25 protein-coding genes are annotated in these 24,068 nt (G+C 63.6%); 12 read left to right on the top strand and 13 right to left on the bottom strand.

Annotation, left to right across the window (positions count from 1 at the left end; genetic code table 11):
* Positions 1-164: 164 nt before the first annotated feature.
* Positions 165-1,124, bottom strand: coding sequence for a PfkB family carbohydrate kinase (locus NKI85_RS02215; RefSeq protein ID WP_352529089.1), 960 nt, complete (start codon positions 1,122-1,124; stop codon positions 165-167).
* A 249-nt stretch (positions 1,125-1,373) separates the two neighbouring features.
* On the opposite strand from NKI85_RS02215, the gene NKI85_RS02210 reads away from it, so the two are divergent.
* Complete coding sequence (locus tag NKI85_RS02210; protein WP_352529091.1) at positions 1,374-2,363, top strand: hypothetical protein; 990 nt, start codon at positions 1,374-1,376, stop codon at positions 2,361-2,363.
* A 1-nt stretch (position 2,364) separates the two neighbouring features.
* The gene (locus NKI85_RS02205) at positions 2,365-3,840 is read left to right on the top strand and encodes an FAD-dependent oxidoreductase (RefSeq protein ID WP_352529093.1); all 1,476 of its coding nucleotides are present in this window, start codon (positions 2,365-2,367) and stop codon (positions 3,838-3,840) included.
* 39 nt (positions 3,841-3,879) lie between these two features.
* Here the strand turns inward: NKI85_RS02205 and NKI85_RS02200 are convergent, their stop codons facing one another.
* Together NKI85_RS02200 and NKI85_RS02195 are read right to left on the bottom strand one after the other, a co-directional pair.
* A complete protein-coding gene (locus tag NKI85_RS02200) occupies positions 3,880-4,350 on the bottom strand; it encodes a YbhB/YbcL family Raf kinase inhibitor-like protein (RefSeq protein WP_352529095.1) in 471 nt (156 codons plus the stop codon).
* A 56-nt stretch (positions 4,351-4,406) separates the two neighbouring features.
* A complete protein-coding gene (locus NKI85_RS02195; RefSeq protein WP_352529097.1) occupies positions 4,407-4,844 on the bottom strand; it encodes a DUF2267 domain-containing protein in 438 nt (145 codons plus the stop codon).
* Positions 4,845-5,113: 269 nt separating this feature from the next.
* Here NKI85_RS02195 and NKI85_RS02190 point away from each other — a divergent pair, with 269 nt between their 5' ends.
* A complete protein-coding gene (locus tag NKI85_RS02190) occupies positions 5,114-5,593 on the top strand; it encodes an Hsp20/alpha crystallin family protein (RefSeq protein ID WP_352529099.1) in 480 nt (159 codons plus the stop codon).
* A gap of 85 nt (positions 5,594-5,678) precedes the next feature.
* Here the strand turns inward: NKI85_RS02190 and NKI85_RS02185 are convergent, their stop codons facing one another.
* The gene (locus NKI85_RS02185; protein WP_023677862.1) at positions 5,679-6,107 is read right to left on the bottom strand and encodes a CBS domain-containing protein; all 429 of its coding nucleotides are present in this window, start codon (positions 6,105-6,107) and stop codon (positions 5,679-5,681) included.
* Between the two features lie 357 nt (positions 6,108-6,464).
* On the opposite strand from NKI85_RS02185, the gene NKI85_RS02180 reads away from it, so the two are divergent.
* The 4 genes from NKI85_RS02180 (at position 6,465) to NKI85_RS02165 (ending at position 11,261) form a co-directional block, all read left to right on the top strand.
* A complete protein-coding gene (locus NKI85_RS02180) occupies positions 6,465-7,217 on the top strand; it encodes a phosphoribosyltransferase (protein ID WP_352529101.1) in 753 nt (250 codons plus the stop codon).
* Between the two features lie 11 nt (positions 7,218-7,228).
* Positions 7,229-7,912: a dienelactone hydrolase family protein gene (locus NKI85_RS02175; protein WP_352775545.1), complete on the top strand. Its 684-nt coding sequence runs from the start codon at positions 7,229-7,231 to the stop codon at positions 7,910-7,912.
* Between the two features lie 127 nt (positions 7,913-8,039).
* Entirely contained in the window at positions 8,040-8,540 is a 501-nt protein-coding gene (locus NKI85_RS02170; RefSeq protein ID WP_352529105.1) for a DUF6496 domain-containing protein, read from the top strand.
* 189 nt (positions 8,541-8,729) lie between these two features.
* The gene (locus NKI85_RS02165; RefSeq protein ID WP_352775542.1) at positions 8,730-11,261 is read left to right on the top strand and encodes an NAD-dependent epimerase/dehydratase family protein; all 2,532 of its coding nucleotides are present in this window, start codon (positions 8,730-8,732) and stop codon (positions 11,259-11,261) included.
* 134 nt (positions 11,262-11,395) lie between these two features.
* Here NKI85_RS02165 and NKI85_RS02160 read toward each other — a convergent pair whose 3' ends face one another.
* Positions 11,396-12,697 (bottom strand): flavin monoamine oxidase family protein, encoded by a 1,302-nt coding sequence (locus tag NKI85_RS02160; protein WP_352529109.1) that lies wholly within the window; start codon positions 12,695-12,697, stop codon positions 11,396-11,398.
* A gap of 76 nt (positions 12,698-12,773) precedes the next feature.
* On the bottom strand, positions 12,774-13,490 hold the full coding sequence (betI, locus tag NKI85_RS02155; protein WP_502896071.1) for a transcriptional regulator BetI: 717 nt from the start codon (positions 13,488-13,490) through the stop codon (positions 12,774-12,776).
* A gap of 113 nt (positions 13,491-13,603) precedes the next feature.
* Between betI and NKI85_RS02150 the strand changes: the two genes are divergently transcribed.
* Positions 13,604-13,822, top strand: a complete 219-nt coding sequence (locus tag NKI85_RS02150; RefSeq protein WP_352529177.1) for a hypothetical protein — start codon at positions 13,604-13,606, stop codon at positions 13,820-13,822.
* A 2-nt stretch (positions 13,823-13,824) separates the two neighbouring features.
* Positions 13,825-14,142, top strand: a complete 318-nt coding sequence (locus tag NKI85_RS02145; RefSeq protein ID WP_352775539.1) for a hypothetical protein — start codon at positions 13,825-13,827, stop codon at positions 14,140-14,142.
* Here NKI85_RS02145 and NKI85_RS02140 read toward each other — a convergent pair.
* From NKI85_RS02140 to NKI85_RS02125, 4 genes are all read right to left on the bottom strand, one after another.
* The gene (locus NKI85_RS02140; protein ID WP_352529115.1) at positions 14,139-15,197 is read right to left on the bottom strand and encodes a dipeptidase; all 1,059 of its coding nucleotides are present in this window, start codon (positions 15,195-15,197) and stop codon (positions 14,139-14,141) included. The genes NKI85_RS02145 and NKI85_RS02140 overlap by 4 nt on opposite strands.
* 186 nt (positions 15,198-15,383) lie before the next feature.
* Positions 15,384-15,683 carry a GNAT family N-acetyltransferase gene (locus NKI85_RS02135; protein ID WP_352529117.1) on the bottom strand — a complete coding sequence of 100 codons (300 nt, stop codon included), beginning with the start codon at positions 15,681-15,683 and terminating at the stop codon, positions 15,384-15,386.
* Entirely contained in the window at positions 15,676-16,311 is a 636-nt protein-coding gene (locus tag NKI85_RS02130; RefSeq protein ID WP_352529119.1) for an alpha/beta hydrolase, read from the bottom strand. The genes NKI85_RS02135 and NKI85_RS02130 overlap by 8 nt, the downstream gene beginning before the upstream one ends.
* A 10-nt stretch (positions 16,312-16,321) precedes the next feature.
* A complete protein-coding gene (locus NKI85_RS02125; RefSeq protein WP_352529121.1) occupies positions 16,322-17,254 on the bottom strand; it encodes a VOC family protein in 933 nt (310 codons plus the stop codon).
* A gap of 222 nt (positions 17,255-17,476) precedes the next feature.
* Between NKI85_RS02125 and NKI85_RS02120 the strand changes: the two genes are divergently transcribed.
* Positions 17,477-19,045 carry an alkaline phosphatase family protein gene (locus NKI85_RS02120; RefSeq protein WP_352529123.1) on the top strand — a complete coding sequence of 523 codons (1,569 nt, stop codon included), beginning with the start codon at positions 17,477-17,479 and terminating at the stop codon, positions 19,043-19,045.
* A gap of 52 nt (positions 19,046-19,097) precedes the next feature.
* On the opposite strand, the gene NKI85_RS02115 is transcribed toward NKI85_RS02120, so the two are convergent.
* On the bottom strand, positions 19,098-20,456 hold the full coding sequence (locus NKI85_RS02115; RefSeq protein ID WP_352529125.1) for a PRC-barrel domain-containing protein: 1,359 nt from the start codon (positions 20,454-20,456) through the stop codon (positions 19,098-19,100).
* A 253-nt stretch (positions 20,457-20,709) separates the two neighbouring features.
* Here NKI85_RS02115 and NKI85_RS02110 point away from each other — a divergent pair, with 253 nt between their 5' ends.
* Positions 20,710-21,630: a diacylglycerol/lipid kinase family protein gene (locus NKI85_RS02110; RefSeq protein ID WP_352529127.1), complete on the top strand. Its 921-nt coding sequence runs from the start codon at positions 20,710-20,712 to the stop codon at positions 21,628-21,630.
* Between the two features lie 44 nt (positions 21,631-21,674).
* On the opposite strand, the gene NKI85_RS02105 is transcribed toward NKI85_RS02110, so the two are convergent.
* Positions 21,675-21,848 carry a hypothetical protein gene (locus NKI85_RS02105; protein WP_352529129.1) on the bottom strand — a complete coding sequence of 58 codons (174 nt, stop codon included), beginning with the start codon at positions 21,846-21,848 and terminating at the stop codon, positions 21,675-21,677.
* 146 nt (positions 21,849-21,994) lie between these two features.
* Between NKI85_RS02105 and NKI85_RS02100 the strand changes: the two genes are divergently transcribed.
* Positions 21,995-23,521 (top strand): sensor histidine kinase, encoded by a 1,527-nt coding sequence (locus NKI85_RS02100; RefSeq protein ID WP_502896072.1) that lies wholly within the window; start codon positions 21,995-21,997, stop codon positions 23,519-23,521.
* Between the two features lie 58 nt (positions 23,522-23,579).
* On the opposite strand, the gene NKI85_RS02095 is transcribed toward NKI85_RS02100, so the two are convergent.
* Positions 23,580-24,059 carry a hypothetical protein gene (locus tag NKI85_RS02095; RefSeq protein WP_352529131.1) on the bottom strand — a complete coding sequence of 160 codons (480 nt, stop codon included), beginning with the start codon at positions 24,057-24,059 and terminating at the stop codon, positions 23,580-23,582.
* Between the last annotated feature and the right edge of the window lie 9 nt (positions 24,060-24,068).

The following is a 24,068-nucleotide window of genomic DNA, read 5'->3' as shown; positions in this document are numbered from 1 at the left end:
GCCGATTCGGCTTTGCAGAACCCACGCTAACCCCTGCGCCTCCTCCGCGCAGGAAGCCGGCTAGATGATCTTCAGTGCACTTTTTGCCTTGTTCGCGCCGCGTCGCTTCCTGTACCGCTCGGCCAGTCCCGGCATGAGTTCGGGCCGCGTGGTCCCGACACCGGCTACGCCAATTCACGTCCATTGCAACGTTCGACCGATCCGATCATTTGCTGGAATTCTCTCATCGACGGATAGGACTCCTGTGCGCCTTTCTTCCCGACGGCAATGGTCGATGCCGCCACGCCCCAACAGGCGGCGTCATAGGGCGATTTGCCGTCGAGCAAGGCGACCGCCATCGCCGCGATAAAGGCATCGCCGGCACCCGTCTTGTCGACCACCTCTACCGGCGGGGCGAGGATTTGCATTACGTCCTGATCCAGGGCCAGAAAGCAGCCACCCTGTTCGAGCTTGACGCATGCTATCTCGACCCCAAGCGCATTGAGCTGGAGCGCGGCTCGGGCTGCGTCCTCATTGCTGGCAATCCGTACACCAAGCAGATCCGAAGCCTCTTGCTGGTTAGGGGTGACGGCATAGAAGCGGTCAAGCTGCGATCGATCGATTTGGTCGGCAAAGGTGGGATCGGCAAGGATTCGCAAGCCACGCTCTCGCGCCGTCGCGAACGCGGCATTCAGGACTGGCAAGGAAATTTCAAAGTCGGCAACCAGTATCGATCGATCAGGAGCATTCCTGATGGCCGCCACGACGTTCTCAACGGTCGCATCATCCCAGGACATGTTGGCGTTCGATGCGGACAGAATCGATTTCGTGCCGTCCTTCGGAACCGCCACCATGGCAACGCCGGTCGGGATTCCATGTGCGACGCCGACATGCTCCAGACCGAGCCCGGCCTCCTTTAGCGGACCCACTGCGTTCTCGGCGAAATGGTCGTCGCCGACGCGCCCGACAAGCCTCGTCGGAACGCCGAGGCGGTGGGTGAAATAGGCGACGTTGGCGGCCTTGCCGCCGGCGCGTTGGGCGAAGCCGCTGGCCCGCATGTTGCCGCCGTCGCCAAGCGAGCCCTGAACGTCGAATTGCAAGTCGGCGTTGATGCTACCCAGGGAGAGCACGATCGGACGCGACAACGAAACCTCCTCCGTGCGGAAGTGAGCGGCTGGACCCGAAACTCATGATCAGGCGGAGGGTTCCCGGGTCGGGCCGGCGGAAACGGCCAAGGAACCCGCCGCCGATCAGATCGTTTCGCCATATCTGGCCAGATCAACCGGAGCGGAGGAAAGACATGCTCGATATGCCGCATGCTCATAGTCGCATGGGACCGGACATCGGCCAGCTCTGTCATGAGTTCGGCTTCAGTGAGTTCGGGCTTTGGCGCGATGCTGCGTGATGTTGACTACGTCCTGCGGAAACTCGACTGGATGCGCGCGGAAGGCATCTGGCCCAACGGCTTGCGTTATCTCTGGACGGACGCCTTCGGGGTCGTGCTCTACGTCTCGCTTTATACGGAACTTGGCGAAGAGCGCTGGCTGGACGAGGCCGAGCGGCTGGTGGCGGATGTCGAGCGTGTGCTTGGCCGCCGGCGCGGACTGAGGATCGGCGAAGCGGCGGATCGCGACGGACAGTATTTCCACTATCTGGCGATGTGGCTGTTCGCCTTGGCGCGCCTCGGCGATCTGAAGGCGCAATACCGCAAGCGCGGCATTGCGCTGGCGCGGGACATTCATCCGGCTTTTGTGATCCCCGGCCGCGGCGTGATCTGGAAGATGCAGGAGGATTTGAGCAGCCCATATCCCGGCTACGGTCTCGGCAGCATGGACGCCTATGATGGTTATGTCTCTTACCGGATGCTCGATGAGGACGCGCTGGCGCCCGAGATCGCCCAGATGCGTGACCTGATGGAGCGCGACTGGCGCACCCTCGACATCGAGCAGGATCTCGGCCTCGGCATGATGCTGTGGCTCGCCCACTTCTTTCCCGCAGAGCCATGGGCCGAGGACCAGACGAGGCGTTCGCTGCGAACCTTGGAAACGATGTGGGTCGACCCGCCGGGCCATTTCAGCCGCGCCCCATGGCTGCGCGATACCAAGTTCGCCTTCACCAATTACGGCGTGTCGCTCGGCCTGCAAGCCGCTGGTATCTGGCCGGAGCGTGTCGATAGGCTGAACGCCTTCTTCGAGGACTGGCGCTCCGGCGACGAATACGACCGCGAGGCGATCACCTGGGTCATGGCCTGCACCTCGCACCTTCCCGGTGCTTTTCTGACCCGGGGTGGCGAGAGAACGATTGAAAGCGCCGAATCGTCGGAACGTTCCTCTGCCGGCGCGGTTGTCGATGGAAGTGCATCGAGACGCAAGGAACGCGGTTGAAATGGCCACTCTCTTGGGAAAACCGGGAAGCTGTTGGGCGGCGGCCGCCAGCTCTACGAACTATCCCTCGCTCGAGGGCTCGATCCATGCGGACGCCGTGATCGTGGGGGCAGGAATTGTCGGATTGACGACGGCGCTTCGCCTTTGCGAGGCCGGCCGGTCGGTGGTCGTCATCGAAGCCCTGCGCACAGGCGGCCAGGTGACCGGCCGCTCGACGGCCAAGATCACCACGCAGCACGCGCTGATCTATCGCCATCTCATCGACACCTTCGGCCGGGACCTGGCGCAGACCTATGCCGATGCGAATTCCGCCGGCGCCAAACAGATCCGCGATTGGGTTCGCGAGTACGCCATCGCCTGCGATCTTGAGAGCAAGGACGCCTATACCTACACCCGCGACGAAAGCCGGCGCGACAAGATTGCGGCCGAGGCAGAGGCCGCGCGCCAGGTCGGGCTGGAGGCCGAGGTCCTCGACCGCGCGCCTCTGCCTTTCGAAACGGCCGCCGCACTACGGTTTCCCGACCAGGCGCAGTTCAATCCAACGATGTATCTGGTTGGCCTGGCGGAAGCGGTGACAGCCCGTGGCGGTCGGATTTTCGAAAACAGCCGCGCCACCTCGATCGACGAGGCAGACCGCTGGCGCGTCGCCACCGATGGCGGCGCCGTTGATGCCGAGCACGTCGTCGTCGCCACCAACATGACGGTGAAGAGCCCGATCGGCATGGCGAACCGGACCCAGCCGCGCTGCCACACCGCCATGGCATTTCGGATCGATGATCCCCTCACTGTCGACGGCATGTTCATCGGCATCGACGATCCAACGCATTCCATCCGCACAGGCCGCGATGCCGAGGGTCCGCTGCTGGTCGCGCTTGGCCCCAAATTCGACACGGGCTGGGATGGCGACGTGGCGAAGCGGTTTGTCGAACTGGGAAAATGGGCAAGAAAGAACCTTCCGGTCGGCGACCTTGCGTGGCACTGGTGTAATGAGGACTACGATACGTCCGACAGGGTACCGTACGCTGGCGAACCCGATCCCTCCAAGGCCGCTGGCTTCCACATTGCCACGGGCTTCAACGCCTGGGGCATCACCAACGCAACTGCGGTGGGCAGCATGATCGCGGATTTGATCTGCGCCCGCCCAAGCCCATGGCAAAAGCTCTACGATCCGGCGCGGCCCTATCCCAAGGACTTCCACAAGAACGGCCGCAGTCAATCGATAGTCTCGAGCGTCCACGACATTGCGCCCGGCATGGGTGGCGTGATCGTCAGGGGTGACGAAAAGATCGCTGCGTGGAGAGACACCGAAGGCGCACTCCACACGGTTTCGGCGACCTGCACCCACAAGGGCTGCACCGTAACCTGGAACAACGCGGACCACACTTGGGATTGTCCCTGCCACGGCTCGATCTTCGCCGCCGACGGTTCGGTCATCCACGGCCCCGCCCGAAAACCGCTTGCCCAGATTACATTGTGAAGGCGGGCACTGTGAAGGCGGCGACCGATGCCGCCGGCGTCATCCTGGCCGTTCGTAGGTTCCGACCAGCTCCGTCTCCTCCAATGCGTGTTTCTGGGCTTGCTTCCAGACCTGATGCACGCCCGCCTGTCCCGGTACACTGAGGCTCGGCACATCGAGCGCGGCCAGCCGGAAATGGTAATGATGGACGCCATGCCCTACGGGCGGCTGCGGACCATCGTAATAGGCATTGCCGAAATCGTTGGTGCCTTGCCTGAGTGCCGACGGGCCGGGCTTGCCGTCTTCGGCCTCGGCGAGTCCGCCAGCATCCGGCGGGATGTTGAACACCGCCCAGTGCCCGAAAATCCCGCTTGGCGCGTCGGGATCCTGCACGACAAGAACAAGGCTCTTGGCACCATCCGGGACACCGGACCACTTCAGCGGCGGCGAGACGTTCTGGCCGTCACGCGTATACCTTTCGGGAATTTTTCCGCCTGCCGGGAACGCCGGGCTGATAAGGGTGAGTGGCATCTCTATTTCCCCAAGGAGAATTACGATCGAGAACCCGCTTCGAGGACGGGCGCCATTCACGCCGCTTGCTGAGCTTCCGCGACACGTCTGATTTCTCCTGGCAGGGATTCCCAGATCTTGTGCATCTGTCCCTCTCCGACATGACGGGCAAGCACCTTTGACACGACCCTGAACGCATCCTTGGAATCGACCGGACGGGTGAATTCCAGCTCCGCCTTGATCTTGGCCAGAAACTCATCGAGCGACCGCATCTTCTCGGGAGCTTTGGAAGGCTGATATCGGTCGTAGTAGGCGCCGCGCACGAGAAGCGGCAGCTGCGAGCCGAGGTGGGCTGCAACATCCGGCTGCATGCGGTCCCGCAGGGCGTGGAGCACCGCTCCGAGAACGTGCCAGGCGATCTGCCGATCCGGCCCAATCTCGTCCATGATCTCGTCGAGCCAGATGTTCGTGGTCTGCAGTGTCTTGTCGAATACGTCGAGTCCGGTGGCGCTCATCGAAATCCTCCTTCCGTTCAAATCCGATTACGGCGGATGTGACCAAACAGTCCTGCCTGCCGGTTGTTCCCCGATGCGCATTCCGCGGTGCACATTCCCTGTCGTCGGCGGCTCCGTTCTGACGGGATTCGAGCTGGCTTTTGCCGCCGGTTTTCGACCCGCCTTTCTCGGCCGGCGCTCGGAACATCCTCATGGGTGGACGAGTTTTATTTGCTGTCGCCGATCGCATGGCGGCGAGCGATGCAAACAGGAAAAACAGGAGAAGAACCATGGCAAACCGTGACTTGGCGTCCTGGACGCCATCCCGAAGTCTCTATCCATCCGGACGAGATCCGCTTACGTCATTCCACCGGCAGATCGATCGCCTGTTCGACGACTTCTTTGCGCCAATGGCCGAAGCGACTACGGCCGGCGATCTTTGGCCGAGCGTCGACGTATATGAAACAGACCAAGCCTATAAGATTACCGCCGAATTACCGGGGCTCGAGCAGAAGGACGTTGAGCTCAAGCTGCGCGACAACACCCTCTCCATAACGGGCGAGAAGCGTTCCGAGCACAAGGAAGGCGTTGGCGGCCGCACCTATAGCGAACGCAGTTATGGCCGGTTTCAGCGGACCATCCCCCTGGATGTGGAGGTCGATGCCGACAAGGTACAGGCCACTTTCAAGAACGGCGTTTTGGCCGTCGAGCTTCCGAAGAACCCCGCTGCAAAGGACAAGACGCGCCGCATAGAAGTGAAAGCGCGATAGATGCCAAACTGAAGGCTGCCTGAGCAGGCGGCGTTCAGCCCGATGGAGAAACGGCCAGCACGGCGGCAACCGCGCGGGCGAGTGTCTAGCGCCGGGGATCGTCCGTCGCCTCGGAAACGCCTTCGAGTGCGATCTTGGCGGCTTCCTCATCGGTCCGACCGAGGTCGGCCAGGGCAATGACGCCGACGAGGCGCTTGTCATGGTTGATCACCGGAAGGCGCCGCACCTGATGCTTGGCCATGATCTTCGCCGCATCGGTGATATCGGCATCGTCGAAACACCAATAGACATGCTCGGACATGACCTCGCGGACGGTCGTGTTGCCGGCTGAGCGCTCCTCGGCGACGCCGCGCATCACGATGTCGCGGTCCGTCACCATGCCGACCAGCCTGTCATTCTCGCCGACCGGAAGAGCCCCGAGATTGTCGGCCCGCATTTTCCGGGCGGCATCCCTGATTGTCGTGTTCGGGCCGACCAGTTCGGTCCGACGGCTCATGATCTCCTGAACTTGCATGGGATATTCCTCTCTCTGATTGCCGAGGCAACAAGTCGCCAAAACGCGGCCGTTGCTGCGGATCGCGAGATTGCCGGGTGGCCGGACGAGGCTTGTACGGATCACTATCTGCAGTCTTCTTCTCGATCCGCGCCAATGCGTGTGCCGGCACCTCGCGATCGAAACTATTCTTGGAACGTCCAAGCAGCGAGCGAGTTCCAAAATAGTGCCGGCGCAGCAGGCTTGCTCACGGGAGTAGCCGCAGGCTTGCTAACGGGAGTAGCCGCAGGCTAGCCGTACTGGTTGACTTGGCCAAGGCTCAAGCAGGCTGGTGAAAAACATCCACTGGGAAAAACAGATGCACGCGGATTGAAGATCATGGCTATCATCTTTTCAGATCGCCGCGAGGCCGGGCGGCGACTCGCCGGGGAGCTCGTTCGCTTTGCCGGGCGCGACGACGTCATCGTGTTGGCGCTGCCCCGAGGCGGCGTGCCGGTCGGCTACGAGGTCGCGCAGACACTCAAGGCACCGCTCGACGTCTTCATCGTGCGCAAGCTCGGCGTTCCCGGTCACGAGGAGCTGGCCATGGGGGCGATCGCGCCCTCCGGCGTACGTGTCCTGAACGACGAAATCGTCAGCGGTCTCGCGATCCCGCCACATGTCGTCGATGCGGTCGCCGCAAAGGAGGAAAAAGAGCTTCTGCGCCGCGAGCACCTCTATAGGGGCGGGCGGCCCCCACCGCAGTTGAACGGACAAACCATTATCCTCGTGGATGACGGGCTTGCGACCGGATCGACCATGCGGGCGGGGATCAAGGCGCTTCGAAAAAGCCACGCCGCCCGTATCGTCGCGGCCGTTCCCGTCGGCAGCCCCGACACTTGCGACGCGATGCGGGCAGACGCCGACGAGGTCGTTTGCGCGACGACGCCGGAGCCGCTCCTCGGTGTCGGCCGGTGGTACGTGGATTTCTCACAGACAAGCGATGAAGAGGTCCGCGTGCTCCTCGCCAAATCCGTGCCCAAGCCCGCTGCTTCCAAAGAGGTCTCGCTATCCGAAGAGGCCCCGCTATCCGAAGAGGCATCAGCCGGGCACGCGGCCGCCGGCTCGGTGCGCAGCAAAAGATCAACGTAGCGGAGGTGGGAATGGACCGGGTTTCACTCAGCGAGCAGGTCGTGCGTGTTCCCGCGGGTCGCGTAACGCTTGAGGGCAATCTGTCGTTGCCCCCGGATGGCCACGGCCTTGTGCTCTTCGCCCATGGCAGCGGAAGCAGCCGCCACAGCCCGCGCAATCGCTACGTGGCCGAACGGCTAAACGAGGCGAACCTCGCCACGTTCCTCGTCGACCTGTTGACGGCCGAAGAGGAGCGGATCGACCAAGTCACGGCCGAGTTGCGCTTCGATATCGGGCTGCTCGCGGACCGGCTGGTCGGCGTCACGGACTGGCGCGGCGCCTCGCCGGACACGTCGGTGCTGCGTCTTGGCTATTTCGGCGCGAGTACGGGCGCCGGTGCCGCCCTGGTGGCGGCGGCCGAGCGGCCCGACCAGGCCGCGGCCGTGGTTTCGCGTGGTGGCCGGCCCGATCTTGCAGCGCTCGCCCTGCCGCACGTCCGGGCGCCGACCTTGCTCGTCGTCGGAGGCGCGGACACGCAGGTGATCGCGCTCAACCGCTCGGCGCTGGCGGCGCTCCACTGCGAGAAGGAGCTCGCCATCGTCCCTGGCGCGACGCATCTGTTCGAAGAGCCTGGCGCCCTGGACGAAGTCGCGGACCTCGCGAGCCGATGGTTCTTGCGCCATCTGATTTCGGAGAGATCGGCGTCGACGTCCTGACGGCTGGGTCTTGGATCACCAGCTCTGGGATCATTTGCGTCGTCAACGCGTTAGGGCCTCCGATAGGACAGAGACAGCGCGCACTCGCAACCCGAATGGCTGCCGCAACCTGTATGGGAGAAGGGCAATGCCGGACAAGAAAACCATCGAGAAGGCCCGAAAGGACAAGCGCGAGGGCAAATCGCCGAGCACGCAGGCTGGCGAGTTCGTGCACGAGGAGATCGACAAAATCCGCCACGGTGAGCACGGCGCACGCTCAACCCAGCAGGCCATCGCCATCGGGCTTTCCGAGGCGAGACGCGCAGGCGTAGACCTGCCCCCGCCCAAAAAGGGCAAGGTGAAGGAGAGCACGCGCAAAAGCGCCGAATACGCCTATGAGGCCGGCCAGGGCGAACGCAGGCCGAAACGCCGCCCGCGGGTCTCGAAAGCCGTCTCCAAGGTGCTCGAGCACGAGCCGAAGAGCACGGCGTCGCACGAGGCGCTCTCGCAGCAGGCCAAGCGTGCGGCCTCGCGCCGGACGGCTGAGGAGCGCTCGGCCGCCGCGAAGAAGGCCGCCGAAACGAAAGGCGCTCGCGGAAGGAAGCAGGCAGCGCAGAAGGCCGCCAGAACGCGGGCACGCCACGCATAGTTCACGACGGCAGTTCGCCTCCAGGAAACCCGATATGGCCCGAACGACCGATATCGAGCTCCGTTCCGGCAACATGATGCCCTGCATGGGCCTTGGAACGTGGCAGCTCACGCAGGACATGAACGTCGCGGCCTTGGTATCGGCAATAGTCGGCAGGAGACCGGTCAAGGCAATCGAGTGTGCCTCGAGATGACCGGCAAAACCCGTCCCACCGTCCTGATCACAGGCAGCAGCGGGTTTCTGGGCCAGGCGATCGCTCGCGGCCTGATGGAGCGCTACGACATCATCGGCCTTGATGTTGCCAGGCGGCCCTTGCCCGGCGTCGAGACGATCGAGATCGACATTACCTCGGACGCGAGCGTGGCGAAGGCGCTGGCCGAGGTGCGCGAGCGGAGCGGCGGCCGCATCGCGTCGGTGATCCATCTCGCGGCTTATTACGACACGACCGGCGAGGACAATCCGAAGTATGGCGCGGTGACCGTCGAGGGGACGCGCCGGCTGCTGAACGCGCTGAGGGGGCTCGAGACGGAGCAGTTCGTGTTTTCGAGCACGTTGCTGGTGCATGCGCCGAGCCCGGCGAAGGGCGCCAAGATCGACGAGGAGTCGCCAATCGATCCGGCCTGGGCCTATCCGAGATCGAAGGCCGAGACCGAGACGCTGATCCTGAAGGAGCACGGCGACATCAACATTGCGATCCTGCGACTGGCGGGTGTCTATGACGAGGATTGCCACGCGGCCTTCATCGCTCAGCAGATCGCCCGCATTTTCGAGCGCATGCCGACCGCCTATCTCTTCACCGGCGACATCACCACCGGCCAGCCCTACCTGCACCTGGACGATCTCGTCGACGCCGTGGTGCGCACCGTCGACCGCCGCGACGAGCTTCCCGACGAGACCGTACTGCTGATCGGCGAAGAGCGGACGCCGTCTTACGACGAGATGCAGAAGCAGATCGGGCGACTCTTGCATGGCGAGACCTGGCGGACCCTGTCCCTGCCAAAAGAGGTGACGAAGCTCGGCGCCTGGATGCAGGAGAAGATCCTCGACCAGGAGACCGACATCAAGCCATGGATGATCGAGAACGCCGACGACCACTATGAGATCGACATCTCCCGCGCCGGGCGCCTGCTTGGCTGGAAGCCGCGGCACAGCCTGACCGCTACCTTGCCGCAAATGATCCGGCGGCTGAAGGCGGACCCCACCGACTGGTACAAGAAGAACAAGCTCGAACCGTCGGCGGGCGCCGCTTCCGCGCCCGAACTCGACCAGGCCGCCGAAAGGCTGCGGCGCCCGCTCGAGCGCTCGGACGACGAGGTCGAGGCGGAAACCGAACGCCACCGGGCCGCAACCCTCTGGGCGCCGCTGACCAACATTGCGATCGGGCTGTGGCTCGTGGCATCGCCCTTCACGCTCGGCCTGTTCGATCCCGCCGCGGCGCCGATTCCGCCGGCGCTCGGGCATGAGATCGCCTCGCCGGAGATGCGAGACGGCAGGCTCGGCATCAGCGAGATCGTATCCGGCCTCGCCATCCTGTCGCTGACGCTTCTCGGCATGCGCCGGCGCTGGCACGGCCTGCAATGGATCACGGCCACGATCGGCGTTTGGGTGATGTTCGCGCTGCTCCTGTTCTGGACCACCAGCGCCGGGGCCTACGCGACCGACACGCTGGCCGGCATGCTGATCGTCGCGTTCGCGGTGATGATCCCGCCGACGCCGGGCATCAGCCGGCGTGCCCCTGCCGCCGATGACGACCGGCCGCTCGGCTGGAGCTATTCGCCCTCCCTCTTCACCCAGCGCATCCCCATAATCGGCCTCGCCTTTGTCGGCCTGTTCGTCTCGCGTTATCTCGCTGCCTATCAGCTTGGCCACATCGATGGCCTTTGGGATCCGTTCTTCGATCCGGGCGAAGCGCCGGCCGGCAATGGCAGCGAGGCGGTGGTCACCTCCTGGGTCTCCAAGGGCTTTCCGATCGCCGATGCCGGGCTGGGCGCCTTCGCCTATGCGCTGGACATCCTCGCCGGCGCGATCGGCGATCGCCGTCGCTGGCGCACCATGCCGTGGATGGTGCTGCTGTTCGGCTTGCTGGTCATCCCGCTCAGTGTGGTCAGCGTCGGCTTCATCATCATCCAGCCGCCGCTCATCGGAGCGCTGTGCACGCTCTGCATCGTCCAGGCCGCCGTCACGGTCGTGCTCATCCCCTATTCGGTCGACGAGGTGCTGGCGAGCTGTCAGTATCTTTGGCGTGCGAAACAGGCGGGAGAGCCGTTCTGGCGCACATTCTGGTGCGGCGGTCCGGCACTTTCGGAGGACCAGACGCCGACGCCGGATCTCGACCGGCCGCTATCGGCTGTGGCGCGGGACTTCGTCACCGGCGGTGTGAACTTCCCGTGGACCCTTGTCGCGAGCACGCTCGCCGGCGCCCTGCTGATGATCACGCCGCTTGTCTTCGGCACAAACCCGCCGCTCTACTTCAGCGACCATGTCACCGGCTGCCTGATCATTATGGTCGCCGTTACGGCGATGGGCGAAGTGGCGCGCGCCGTTCGCTTTCTGAACATCGCGCTTGGAGCCTGGGTTGCCTTCTCTCCCTTCATCCTCGCCGGCGGCGCGGCTGCGAGCCTCGCCAATCTGGCGATCGGAGCGCTGCTGGTCGGGCTCAGCCTGCCGCGCGGCACGCGCAGCGCTGCCCATTATGGCGGCTGGGACCGGGCCATCGTCTGAGGACATTCGGCAGCGCCGGACGTGTCGAGATGAGAGATCGCCGAGGCTAGTCAAAGTAGGGTCGGCGGCTTGACCAGCAGGCCGAGCTGTGGCAATGCGCGTCGATCCCGCTCGGCACCTCGATACCGCCTCGCTTATGACCCCGAGGCTCTGCTGGCGATGGCCGACTTAATAATTTTTCGAGCAGCAATGCGGCCGGCGACGATGGCGCCCTCGACATAGCCCGGAAATGATGGCGACAGCTCCGACGAGGCGAAATGGATCGGCGACGCGCCGGCGCGGATAATGCGTTCGGCATCGGTTGCCGTCGCATCGACAATCAGATCGCTGTAACCGCCGCCGCTCCAGCGATCCCCAGTCCAGTCGCGATAACTGAGATCGATAATGCCAGCCGCCTCGATACCAAGCGCCTCTTCCAGCTTTGACGTCACCTTTGCGCGTAATGCCGCGTCGTCCAGATCCCGCCAGCGCTGCGCCAGCGGCCCGCCGATGAAGACGACAAGTGCTGCATGATCCTCGTCCCTACTGGCATCGCAGGCAAAAAGCCCGTGCGGGTCGCGCCACATCACCATGCCGCTCAAGCCCCTGTCGCGCCAGAAAGCCCTGGGGTAGCGCACCAGCATTTTGATCACCGCGCCGCTTTGCCAGAAGCCGAGGGCTCTCTTCAGCACAGCCGGCAGCGGCGGCACGAAATCCACTCTCGAGGCCATCATCGGCGGTACGGCGACCAGTACCGCTCGTGCCTCGATCGCGCCGGCAGGCGAAACGACGCGAACCCCTCCCGGCCCGTGCTCAATGGCCTCGACAGCTGTATTCAGCCGCAGTCGATCGCCGAGATCCCGCGCAAGATCATCCGCCAGCGAATGCATGGTTTCGCCCACGAAATACTGCAGCTCCGACACCTCGTTGGTGATGCGGCGATCATTGTCGATCAAGTACCACAGCGGCAGCCTTTCCATTGCCAGGCACCACAGGCCCTCGATCATCGACCGAAAGGCGGCCTTCGCATCATCGGGATCGGCCTGGCGATCGAGCCATGCCGCGACCGTCAAGCCGGCAATGGTCGGGTCGTTCGGTGCGATCGCATTCATCCGCTCGCGCATTCGCATCGCGGTGCCGTAAGTGCGCCCGGCTTGCGCCTCGCTCATTCGCGGCTGCGTGACGAATTCGCCTGCGACATGGGTCTCGACCAATGTCTTGCCGCGCGTTCGCACCAGCGCCATCAATTCCGGCATGTCTTCGCACAGGAACTGGCCGCCGCTGTCGATCCGCTCGCCGAGCCCGTTCTGCACGGCTTCGACGCGGCCGCCGACACGGTCGCGGGCTTCGAGCAGCACGACATCGATCCCGGCGTGGTTCAATTCACGCGCGGCCGACAGGCCGGTGAAGCCGGCGCCGACAATGGCCACATCGGCTCGTTCGATCTTGAACTTCATTAGCCGGCCTTGATCTTCTCGAATGTCAGGGGCCGGATCATTGTCTTCATTGCTGGTCCACCCTCTTTTTGATGGTTCACGCCGGCCTGGCACCGCGGGCTGCAGAGTTCGGATAGTGCTTGGGGAATGCCGCAGACAGGAACTCGTTCGCGGCCCGCAGCGCCACCTCGCGTGTGCTGCCTTCGGTGCCCATCATCAAACGCAGCCACAGACCATCCAGCATGGCGCTGAGCGCCAGCGCCATGACTTGCGGCTCATAGGCATAGAAGCCGCTCTGCTTGAGCGCCGCGCAAAGATCGATGAAGATGTTCTGGTAGACGGCATCGCGTGCGCTGCTCAGCGCCTGATATTTCGGTCGCGATTTGGCCTCGCCCCAGAAGGCACACCAGGCAGCCAGCTTGCGCTTGTTGCAGATCGAGCGGTCGAAATCGGCCGCCACCAATGCCTGCAGCTGGCGGGCGGGATCATCGCCGGCCTTTTGCAAGGCGCTGCGCCAATGCGCCGAATACTCGTCATGCATGTATTGCAAAGTGGCGACGAGCAGCTTCTCCTTGCTCTCGAAATGGAAATTGACGATGCCGCGCGACAGGCCGGCGCCGTCGGCGACGTCGGCCATAGTCGTTTCCGAATAGCCGCGCTTGGCCAATGAATCGATAGTCGCTTCGATCAGTTGAACCTGCCTTGTCTCTTTCGCCGCTTTGCGGCCGCGCTTATCGGAATCGCTTTTTCGCGCCGGTTCGAGGAGGGCTTTGCGCGCCTCTGTTGTCTTCATCGGGGTGATGGTCTCCAGCATCGCCGGCTAGCCGACTGGCTTCGGCCGCGAAGATCAGTGGGACGGTGTTTGGCACTGTCAAGCACCTTCTGCATGGCAGCCCATATTCGAATGTTCTCGTCGAGATTGCATCCTTGGAGAAAACGACGTCGAAGGCACCGTCGGCGAAAGGCAGCGATCCCGGCGATGCAGACCAGATCAGCGCCGCCGAGCCCGCCTGCAGCGGACCTTGGGTCGAGATCTACGCCAGGCGCGAGCTGCAATATCAAAAGCTGCTTAAGCGTGCCAAACTGGTGCCGCGGCTGGTCGTCAGGCTCGACCGCCGCACTGCCAATCCGCCTGCGGATTTCTGAATATGGCCGACGACACCGACAGTCACGAAATCGATGCCGAGGCCGCCGAGCAGTGGCAGCTGGTCAACACGCCGCTCGGCGAAAAATGGTCGGGACGCACCCGCTACGCCGCGGCCATGTTCTTCTACAAGCGCGGCGAGATGAACGCTGAAACGCTGGAGGTCTATCGGATCTGCGCGCGGCTGGATTCGACCGATCCGCTGCCGATCATCCGCGACCGCGGGGTCGGCCAGGACTGGCTGAAGCGCATGGCTTCGAATAGCCCAGGGCATGTTGAAAATCACGTCAGGCCTGCATCACTGAATATCGACATGCCCTAGCCGATGGTCTTTTCCAGCATGCCGAGCCAGTTGCGATAGGCGATCTTCTCGATCAGCGCGCGCCCGAAGCCGCGGGCTGCGAACGCGTCGAGCAGCCTTGGGAGGCCGGCGACATCGCCGATCGCGGCCGGGATCATGGCGCCGTCGAAATCAGAGCCGAGACCGACGCCGTCTTCGCCCAGCGCCTGCAGCAGCGAATCGACATGGCGCACCATGATATCGAGGCTGGTGTCGGCGTTCATCCTGCCATCCTCGCGCAGGAACCCGGTGGCGAAGTTCAGCCCGACCATGCCGCCCGTCTCGCGGATCGCGCCGAGCTGCCATTCGGTGAGGTTGCGGGAATGTCCGCAGATCGCGTGCACGTTGGAATGGGTCGCAACCAGTGGCGCATCGCTGATCTCAGCTACATCGCGAAAACCTTTTTCATTGAGATGCGAAAGATCGATCATGATCTTCAGCTGGTTGCAGGCTTTCACCAGCGCCTTGCCGGCATCGGTCAGCCCGGGCCCAGTATCGGGCGACGACGGGAAACGGAACGGCACGCCGTGGCCAAACGCATTGGGACGGCTCCAGACGATGCCGAGCGAGCGCAGGCCGGCTGCATGCAGGACGTCGAGCATGGTGAGCTCGGGGTCGATCGCCTCGACCCCTTCAATATGGAAAACCGCCGCGATCGAGCCTTGCGCCATCGCCTTCCTCACGTCGCCGGCGCTGCGGCAGACGGTGAGCGCCGAAGTCCGCTCCAGCCTGAACAGGATCGAGGCCATTGCCACGGTGGAGTTGAGCGCATCGGCGCGCGGAACCTCAGGCGGCAGCGGCTCGCTGTCGCTCGGCGCCAGCGGCACCGCGCCGCGTTTGGATTTCTCGACAGGCGGCGGGAAGATCGCGAACATGCCGCCGGCAAATCCACCTTTCTTCGCGCGCGGCAAGTCGATATGGCCACCCGGCGTTCCCTCGATGAACAGCTTTTCGACGTCCGCATCCTTGGACTGGTAGAGCCTGAGCAGCGTATCGTTGTGGCCGTCGAAGACGGGAACGAGATCGGATTCGGTCATGGAGGGCCATTCGGTTGAAGTGGTCGGGCCGCGCTCGGCGAGCCGGTTTGCTGGCAATACTTAGGCAAGACGGGCGCTGTGCGCAAATCCCGCATATTTGCGGTCGTGTTTGTACGCCTCCAATGGCCGAAGGGGCACGCGGTAAAGCCGCGCACCCTTTCTTCCGTCATTCGTCGAGGGCTGTCCTTACCGTTTCAGCACGTCCGCCCATTCCGGATGGCGGCGAAACTGGGCGTTGGCGAACGGGCAAAGCGGGATGATCTTCTTGCCCGCCGCGCGCGCGTCCTCGACGGCGCGGGTGACCAGGCGAAGCCCCGCGCCCTGGCCCCGAAATGCATCCGGCACTTCGGTATGGTCGATGATGATCTGGTGCTCGCCGATCTTGGTGAAGGTCATCTCCGCCTCGGCGCCGTCCGGCCCACACAGGAGGTAGCGGCCCTTCGAGCCGCGGTCCTCCAGCTCGATCTCCGGCAATAGGTCAGACATGGCTTACGGTCCTTTCGTCCGGCGCAACGGCGAACAACCGCCGCGCCGCCTCGATCTCATTCGGCCGCACCTCATGGCCGCCGTCATGCCACTCGACTGTGACATCGGCGCCATCGGCGCGCAAATAGGCTTCGAGCCGCGCCGTCAAATTAGGCGGGCAGATCGGGTCCCGCCTGCCGGCGGTGACCAGGATGCGGCTGCCGCCAAGGCTGCCCTCGACCTCCGGCTCGAACGGGATCAGCGGATGCATCAGCACTGCCGCGTCGAACAGCGACGGTTCGGCAAACAGCACCGAAGCCAGGATGTTGGCGCCGTTGGAGTAACCGAGGCCGAGCACCGAAGATGGTTTTGCCGCCTCGACATGCGCCTTGACGAAGCCGGCCATCTTGTCCGTCGCTCGCGTGAGGTCGCCCATGTCGTAGACGCCCTCGCCGGCGCGGCGGAAGAAACGCGCAGCGCCTTGTTCCGAGACATCGCCGCGCGGCGAAACGACCGTCGCTTGCGGCGCAAGATCGCGCCCAAGCGACAGAAGCTGGGTCTCGTCGGCTCCGGTGCCATGGAAGACGAAGAGCAGCGGTCCGCCCGGCGAACCGGGCAGCACCTTGTGAATATACGAATCCTTGCTCATGACTTGGCCCTCAGTCTTCCAGTTTCTGCAGATGCTGCTCGAGATAGGGCCGCAAATGCTGGTGTTGCGACGGCAGCTTCAGCGCCTCGCCGAGATGGGCGGTATCCTCGTCACGGTCGAAGCCGGGCTCGTTGGTGGCAACTTCGAACAGCACGCCGCCCGGCGTGCGGAAATAGATCGCCCAGAAATAGTCGCGGTCGATCACCGGCGTCACCTGGTAACCGGTGTCCATCAGTGCCTTGCGCACTTCGAGCTGCTTGGCGCGGTTCTCGACGGCGAAGGCGACATGGTGGACCGAGCCGGCCCCGAGATTGGCGACGCCGGCCCCCGGCAGCGATTCGATGTCGACGACATCCGCGCCATTGCCGTTCTTCACCGCCAGCCGCCTGACATTGCCGGATTTGTCGACCTCCTCATAGCCCATGAACTTCAGCAGCTCTTCGGTGGCGCCGCCGTCTTTCAGCCTGAGCGATACGGAATGAAAGCCGCGGATCGCGTCGTCGGTCGGAATGCCACCCTTCGCCCATGGCGCACGGCTGTCCACTCTGTCCTCGACCAGCGCAAAGGCGTCGCCGTCGGGGCCGGCAAAGGCAAGACGCTTCTCGCCGAACGTCTCCTCGCGAGAGAGCCCATTGACGCCTTGCTCGGCAAACCGCTTTTCCCAGTAGCCAAGCGTGCCCTCAGGCACCGAGTAGGCGGTGGTGCCGACTTCGCCGACGCCATGGCGGCCCTTGCCGATGTTGGGGAACGGGAAATAGGTCATCACCGAGCCGGGCGTGCCAACCTCGTCGCCGTAGTAGAGGTGATAGACGTCCGGCGCGTCGAAGTTGACTGTTTTCTTGACCCGGCGCAGGCCGAGCTTGCCGGTGAAGAATTCGTTGTTCTGGCGCGCATCGCTGGCCATCGAGGTGACGTGATGCAGGCCCTTGATCTGCTCGAGCATGTTTCTGCTCCTTCCCTTGTGCTGGTGCGGCCCTTGCCGCTGTCCACGCCAATATGAGCATCCGCCTCCTGGCCGCAAAGGCGACAAACACAGAATGGACTGTGCTGTTAAAGTGAACGATCAAGCGCGTTTTGTTCACATTCGGCAAACCGGACCGGCTTGCATGCTCGCCGAAATTGGGCTCCATGAGCGAGGCATGTAGCCAGCGTGAGGATACCGCGGTTGACTGGAAAACGCCCCAACATTCTCCTGATCACATGCGACCAGTGGCGCGGCGACTGCCTGTCGGCTGCTGGCCACAAGGTGGTAAGGACGCCGAATGCCGACGCGCTGGCTGCCGAGGGCGTTCTGTTCAAAAAGCACTATGGCGGCGCCGCACCTTGCTCGCCGGCGCGCGCCTGCCTCTACACCGGCCTCTACCAGATGAACAATCGTGTCTGCCGCAATGGCACGCCGCTCGACGCCCGCCACGGCAACATAGCGCTCTGGGCGCGCGTCCTCGGCTATGATCCTACTCTGTTCGGCTATACCGACATGTCGCGCGATCCGCGCACGCTGTCGCCTGGCGACTCGCAGCTGAAGAGCTATGAAAGCGTGCTGCCGGGCTTCACAGTGCGCCAGGTTCTGCCCGAGCACCAGAAGCCCTGGCTGTCATGGCTCAAGGCGCGCGGCGTCGATGCCAGCGCCGGCTCTCCCGACATCCACCGCTCGGCGGGCGAAATCCTGGAAAACGACGGCGGGGTTAGCAATGCCCCGCCAATCTATTCGAAGGACGAGACGCCGTCGGCTTTCCTAGCCGGCGAATTCATCCGCTGGCTCGGCGAGCAGGAGCCCGATGCCCCGTGGTTCGCGCACCTTTCCTTCATCAGTCCGCACCCGCCCTTCATCGTACCGGCGCCTTACAACGCCATATACGATCCGGCCAGCGGTCCGGCTTTCCATCGCGCCGAAAGCTGGCAAGCCGAAGCAACAAGCCACCCCTATCTCGCCTATGAATTTGAACGGCAGGAACGGTCGAAATTCCGTCCCGGCGCCACAGGCAGGGTGCGCGACTGGGGCGACGATAATTTTCGCCGCATCCGAGCGCTCTATTACGGCATGATCTCGGAGGTCGATGCGCAGCTTGGCCGTGTCTGGCAAGCGGTCAAGGCAGCCGACGCATGGGACGACACCGTCATCGTGCTGACCTCCGATCATGCCGAGCTGATGGGCGACCATTTCATGCTGGGCAAGGGCGGCTTCTTCGACGGCAGCTTCCATATTCCGCTGATCATTCGCGATCCGCGCCGCCGCAAGGCTGCCGGCACCAGCGTCGAGCGCTTCACCGAGGCGGTGGATTTGGCGCCGACCTTGCTCGAGCTCACTGGCGGCGAAGTGCCGCCGCATCTCGACGGCCGCCCGCTGGCGCCCTTCCTGGACGCAGCGGAGCCGGACAATTGGCGCGACGCGGCGCATTGGGAGTTCGATTTCCGCTCGATCGCGGATGGCGATGCCGAACGGTATTTCGGCATCGGTCCGCGCCAGTGCAATCTCGCCGTCATCCGCACGCAAAAGTTCAAATACGTGCATTTCGGCGGTGGCCTGCCGCCCTTGCTCTTCGACCTGGAGAAAGATGCCGGCGAGCTGACCAACGTCGCTGACGACCCAGCCTATCTGCCGGCCCGGCTGGAACTTGCCGAAGGGCTGCTTGCCTGGCGGGCGGAGCATCTCGACCAGTCGCTGGCGCTCGCCGAATTAACGCAGGGTGGCATTGCCGGCGATGTCGCCGGCCTGCCTTTTCCCTCGACATGAGGAAACCCGCGCCGTTGCCGGCGCGGGCTTATCTGTTCGACCAATATGCAGCTTAGCGCATAAGCATGCGCTGTTTGTCGCGGTTTTGCGCATAGGTGCCCTTGTCATAGGCGGCCTGCGCCTCGAGCTGCTCCTTGGTGAAGTTCGTGTAGAGATAGCGCTTGCCGTTCTTGTCGGTCATGAATTTGAGGTTGTCCATGCCGACCGCCACCTCCTTCTCGCCGATGCCGAGGAAGCCGCCGACGTCGATGATGACTGCATCGACCTTCTTGTCGCCGCTCAGCACGACGTCGCCGATCTCGCCGACATTGGCGTCGTTGGCGCCGTAGACGGTGGTTCCGACCAGATCCTCGGCCCGGATTTCGCCGATCGGCATTTCAGTCAGCGTCGACTTGTCGATCGACCCGGTCTTGGTCTGGTCTGCCGTCGTTGCGGGCGCTGGGGCATTTTGAGCCGTCTTACTGGCCTGGTCAGTGTTGTTGGTCGTCGCAGTGTTATCGGTCGTGGTAGTGTTGTTGGCCGTCACGGTAGGCGTGACGATGGCCGGCGCATTAGCCGCGGCATCGTTCGACGCTGTGGTCGCCGGGGCCGGATCATAGGGCTTGCGGTTGAAATCCGGCTGCGCCGTCAGCTCTTCCCTGGTTGTTTGGGCAACCAGCCAGCGATCGCCGTTCCTCTCGGCCCACTGGGCCTTGTCGAAATCATAGGCGACGTTCTTTTCGCCTAGACCGAGGAAGCCGCCCACGCCGATGACCAGCGATTGCGCCTTGCCTTCCTTGTTGAGCACGATGTCGTTCACGTCGCCGATATTCTGGGCGTCGTCGCTGGTGCCGTTATAGACGCTCTCGCCGATGATATTGGTGGCAAGATTGCCCTCGGCTCGCTTCACCGGCTCGGCTGGTGCTGCGGGCGCAGGCGCTGTGTTTTGCGCGCTGGTCGTAGTCGAAGGCGCGGCCGGCACCGCATTATCGGTCGAAGCTGCTGCCGGAGCCGGATCATAGGGCTTGCGGTCGAAATCCGGATGAGCCGTCAGCTCATCCTTCGTCGTTTGCGCTATCAGCCAACGGTCGCCATTTCTTTCGGCCCATTGCAGCTTGCTGTAGTCGAAGGCGACGTTCTTGGTCCCTATGCCAAGAAAACCGCCGACGCCGATGACGACGGATTTTGCCTGGCCGCGCTCGTCGAAGACGACATCGGTGACCTTGCCGATATTCTCTGCATTGTCGCCGGTGCCGTTATAGACCGATTCGCCGATGATGTTGGTGGCAAGGCTGCCCTCGGCACGTATTGCCGAAGCAGAGTCTTGGACGGCGGGCGCTTGCGCCGGCGCCGGGGTCGTCGCCGATTGCGCAAATGCACCCGTCGCAATCAATGTTGCGACTGCTGTCGTGGTTAAAAGGGTGCGGATCATCTTAGTGTCTCCTCGTCGGTGATTTCGTGCACGCTATTCCCGCTTGGCGTCGCTGCGGGCGCAGCGTCTTCTGCATGTTCACAACGTTGTGACCACACTGTTGTTCCGAAAAAAGCCGTGGCGCACCCGGTGCGATGTCGGCGGTTCTCGGATTCGCCGCGCTGGTCGAAAGGAACATTTTCTCGGCCGCCCCGTTCCACTCCCGGCTGGGGCCCCGTCCCGGCCGAATAGGTGCTGGAAAAATGGAGCGGGCATGCGCTTTGCAGCGGTGCTGAACAAGGACGGCGGCACCCTGCGCAGCATCGATCTTGAGGCCTTCGCCGGCCGGATGCGCGGAACGCTTGAGACTGCCGGTCACTCGATCGATATCGAAATCGTCGCCGGCAAGGATATCGTCGCCACGCTGGACGGCGTAGCTTCCAGGCGCGGCATCGACGTCGTGCTGGCGGGAGGCGGCGACGGCACCATCTCGGCCGCGGCAGCTCGTTTGATGAATGGGGAGAAGGCGCTGGCAATCCTGCCGGCTGGCACAATGAACCTTTTTGCGCGCGGCCTCGGCATTCCGCAGACCCTCGATGCGGCACTGAAATCGTTTGCCGACGGCGAGGTGATGGCGATTGACATTGCAACAGCCAACGGCCGGCCTTTCGTGCATCAATTCTCGATCGGCATGCACGCCAGGATGGTGCAACTGCGCCAGAAGATGGAATTCGGCTCGCGGCTGGGGAAGATGCGTGCCTCGGTGCGGGCTGCTTGGGCCACGATCAACAACCCACCGGCGATGAGCGTAACGCTGACGATCGGTGAGGCCGAGATCAGAACGCGGATCACCGGCATCGGCATCACCAACAATCTGTTCGGCGAGGGCCATCTACCCTATGCCGATAATCCGGCAGGCGGCGTGCTGGGCATCTATGTCACCGTGGCACGGCGGCGCGGCGAGTTGATCAGGTTCCTCTTTGACGTCGCCCGTGGCAAATGGCGCGGCAACGAGCATGTCGAAATTCATCAGGCAAACCGGGCCGTTTTGAAAATCCATTCCACGAACAGGAAAATTCAGGCCGTGATGGACGGCGAACTGGTAAAGCTCGATCGCGAAACGACCGTCGAAATCCATCCGCGCGCGTTGAATGTTCTCGTCCCGGCGCGCGCCGCTGAGGCAAAGGTTGCGTGATGTGGGGTTGCGTGATGCGAGCTGGCACGACCGATGGGGAGAGCTTAGCCGCTGGGCGTGTTGCCCTGCTCGGTCTTCGGCGTCTCGATCATCCAGCCGTAGATTTCGGCGACGCCCCAGGCGATGAAAACCAGCAACAGCGCTGCGATGAGAATACGAAGGACATGACGACCCCGCCGCCCTTGACGGGCTTTGTTTTCAGGAATGGTTTTTGGCATGGTCTGGCTCCATATTTGGCGCCGGCAGGCGTAGCTAGCGAGGCATTGGCTGGTAACGGCTCCCCGCTGCGAAAGTTCCGGCTCGGCAAGATAGCAAACGGGCCGGTTGGCCTGCCTAATCAGCGGGGCGGGCCGTCGGGGGTGTAGTGGACGACAATAGCCAGAAAACGCCAGGCCTGCCGGTCGATATTCGCAGTGTGGTGGGCGCCGCGGACCGTCTTGCCGTGCTGCACGGCCTCAACGCGCTGGATACGGCTGCCGACCCCGATTTCGATCGCATCAGCGGTCTTGCCGCTTCGGCGATGCAAACGCCTGTCGCACTGATCGCGCTGGTCGATGCCGAGCGGCAGTGGTTCAAATCCTGTATCGGCCTCGACGCGACCGAAACCGCAACCGAGACATCGTTCTGCGCTCATGCCATCGCAGCCGGCGACGAGCCGTTGGTGGTGGCCGACGCCGCGGCGGATCCGCGGTTCAAAGCCAATCCGCTAGTCACCGGCGAGCATCACATCCGCTTTTACGCAGGCGTGCCGATCATGGTCGACGGCGCACTGATCGGCACGCTCTGCGTGCTCGACCGGAAGCCGCACGCACGTCCCTCTTCTGTCCAGCTCGACCAGCTGTCGGCGCTGGCTGGCCTCGCCGCCAGCCTGTTCACGCTGAAGGATGCCACCCGGAGCGCGGCGATTGCCGAGGCCGCACTGGTTCGAGAGGAAAAGCGGCGCGCTATCGCGCTCGACGCGGCTTCGCTCGCCAGTTGGGCATGGGATATCCGTAGCGACATGATCGACTGCGATGTGCTGCTGCCCGAATTGTTCAATCTGCCCAAGTCGAACAGGCTGAGGGCGCGCGACATCTTGACCGCCATCGACCCGCGCGACGTTCACCAGACCGAAACACGCTTTCGCGACGCGCTGACCGGCAGCGATGATTATTTTGGCGAATACCGTGTCAAAGGCCTCGATCCGCCACGATGGATCGCAACGCGCGGCCGCGTCATAGAGCGCGACGGCGAGGGCAAGCCGACGCTGATCTTCGGCGTCAATTACGACATCACCGAACGCAAGCTTGGCGACGAACGTCAACGGCTGTTGTTGCGCGAGCTCAATCACCGGGTCAAGAACACCTTGGCAACCGTTCAGGCGCTGGCGACGCAGACCGTTCGCCATGCCCGTCAGCCAAGCGAATTTCTCGAGGCATTCGGCGCCCGGCTGCAGGCGCTGGGCGTCGCGCACAGCCTGCTATCGGACCGCGAATGGCGCGGCATCGGCATCCACGAGCTGGTGGAGATCGAGGTAAAGCCGTTCCAAACCGTCGGACAATCGCGTGTAGCTATCTCCGGCGCCGACGTCCTGCTCTCCCCCGACCAGGCAGTAGGGCTCGGCCTGATCCTGCACGAACTGGCCAGTAACGCGCTGCAATACGGGTCGCTGTCGGCTGCTTTCGGAAAGGTCGATCTCGATTGGAAGGTACAAGGCAAGAAGGGTGCACGGCGTCTGGTGCTGGCCTGGCGTGAAAGCGGCGGCCCGCGGGTTGCGCCGCCCGAACGCCATGGCTTCGGCTCGATCCTGATCCGCCGCAGCCTGGCCAAGGTCATTTCCAGCGAGGTGACCCATGAATTCCGGCCGGACGGCGTAGTCGCCGAAATATCGATGCCGCTCGAAGATTTGTGACGCGAAGATTTTACGACCGGGCGCCAGAATCGTTCGCCCAGAACTATCCCCCTCCGAACTATTCCCCTTTGCCGGTATCCGGATCGTCGGAGCCGGGCTTCATGTTCTCGCGGTAGATGGCGTAGGCTGCGAGTGCTATCGCCGGGACGAGAATGGCGCCCAGTCCGGCCTTCCCCGAGCCACCTTTGCCCTTGAGCAGCGCCGGCAGTACGGCGAGTGCTGCGGCGATGCCGACCGCCTTCATGTCGGCGTTGCGTCGCTTCGCCCGGCGCCTGGCGCGCGAGCCGGCCGACATCCGGTAGACGAGCAGGATGAGACCGGCGATTGCCAAAAAGGCGATCCCGAAGCTCAGCGAGGCTGCCATCGGCCCATAGCGGCCCGCCGTCCAGATATAGGCCGCCCCGACCAGGAAGCCGAGGCCGCACAGCGCCGCGAGCGCTGCAACCGTATAGACCATCGCAGCGACGCGCGCGCGTTGCACCGCCGCAATGGTTTCGCCCGAGGCGAGGCCCGAGATCAGCGATGCAAGCATTCGCATGCGTGCAGA

The organism is Mesorhizobium sp. M0571 (assembly GCF_040320985.1).
Lineage (GTDB): Bacteria > Pseudomonadota > Alphaproteobacteria > Rhizobiales > Rhizobiaceae > Mesorhizobium.
This window is presented reverse-complemented; position numbering and strand designations above follow the sequence as displayed.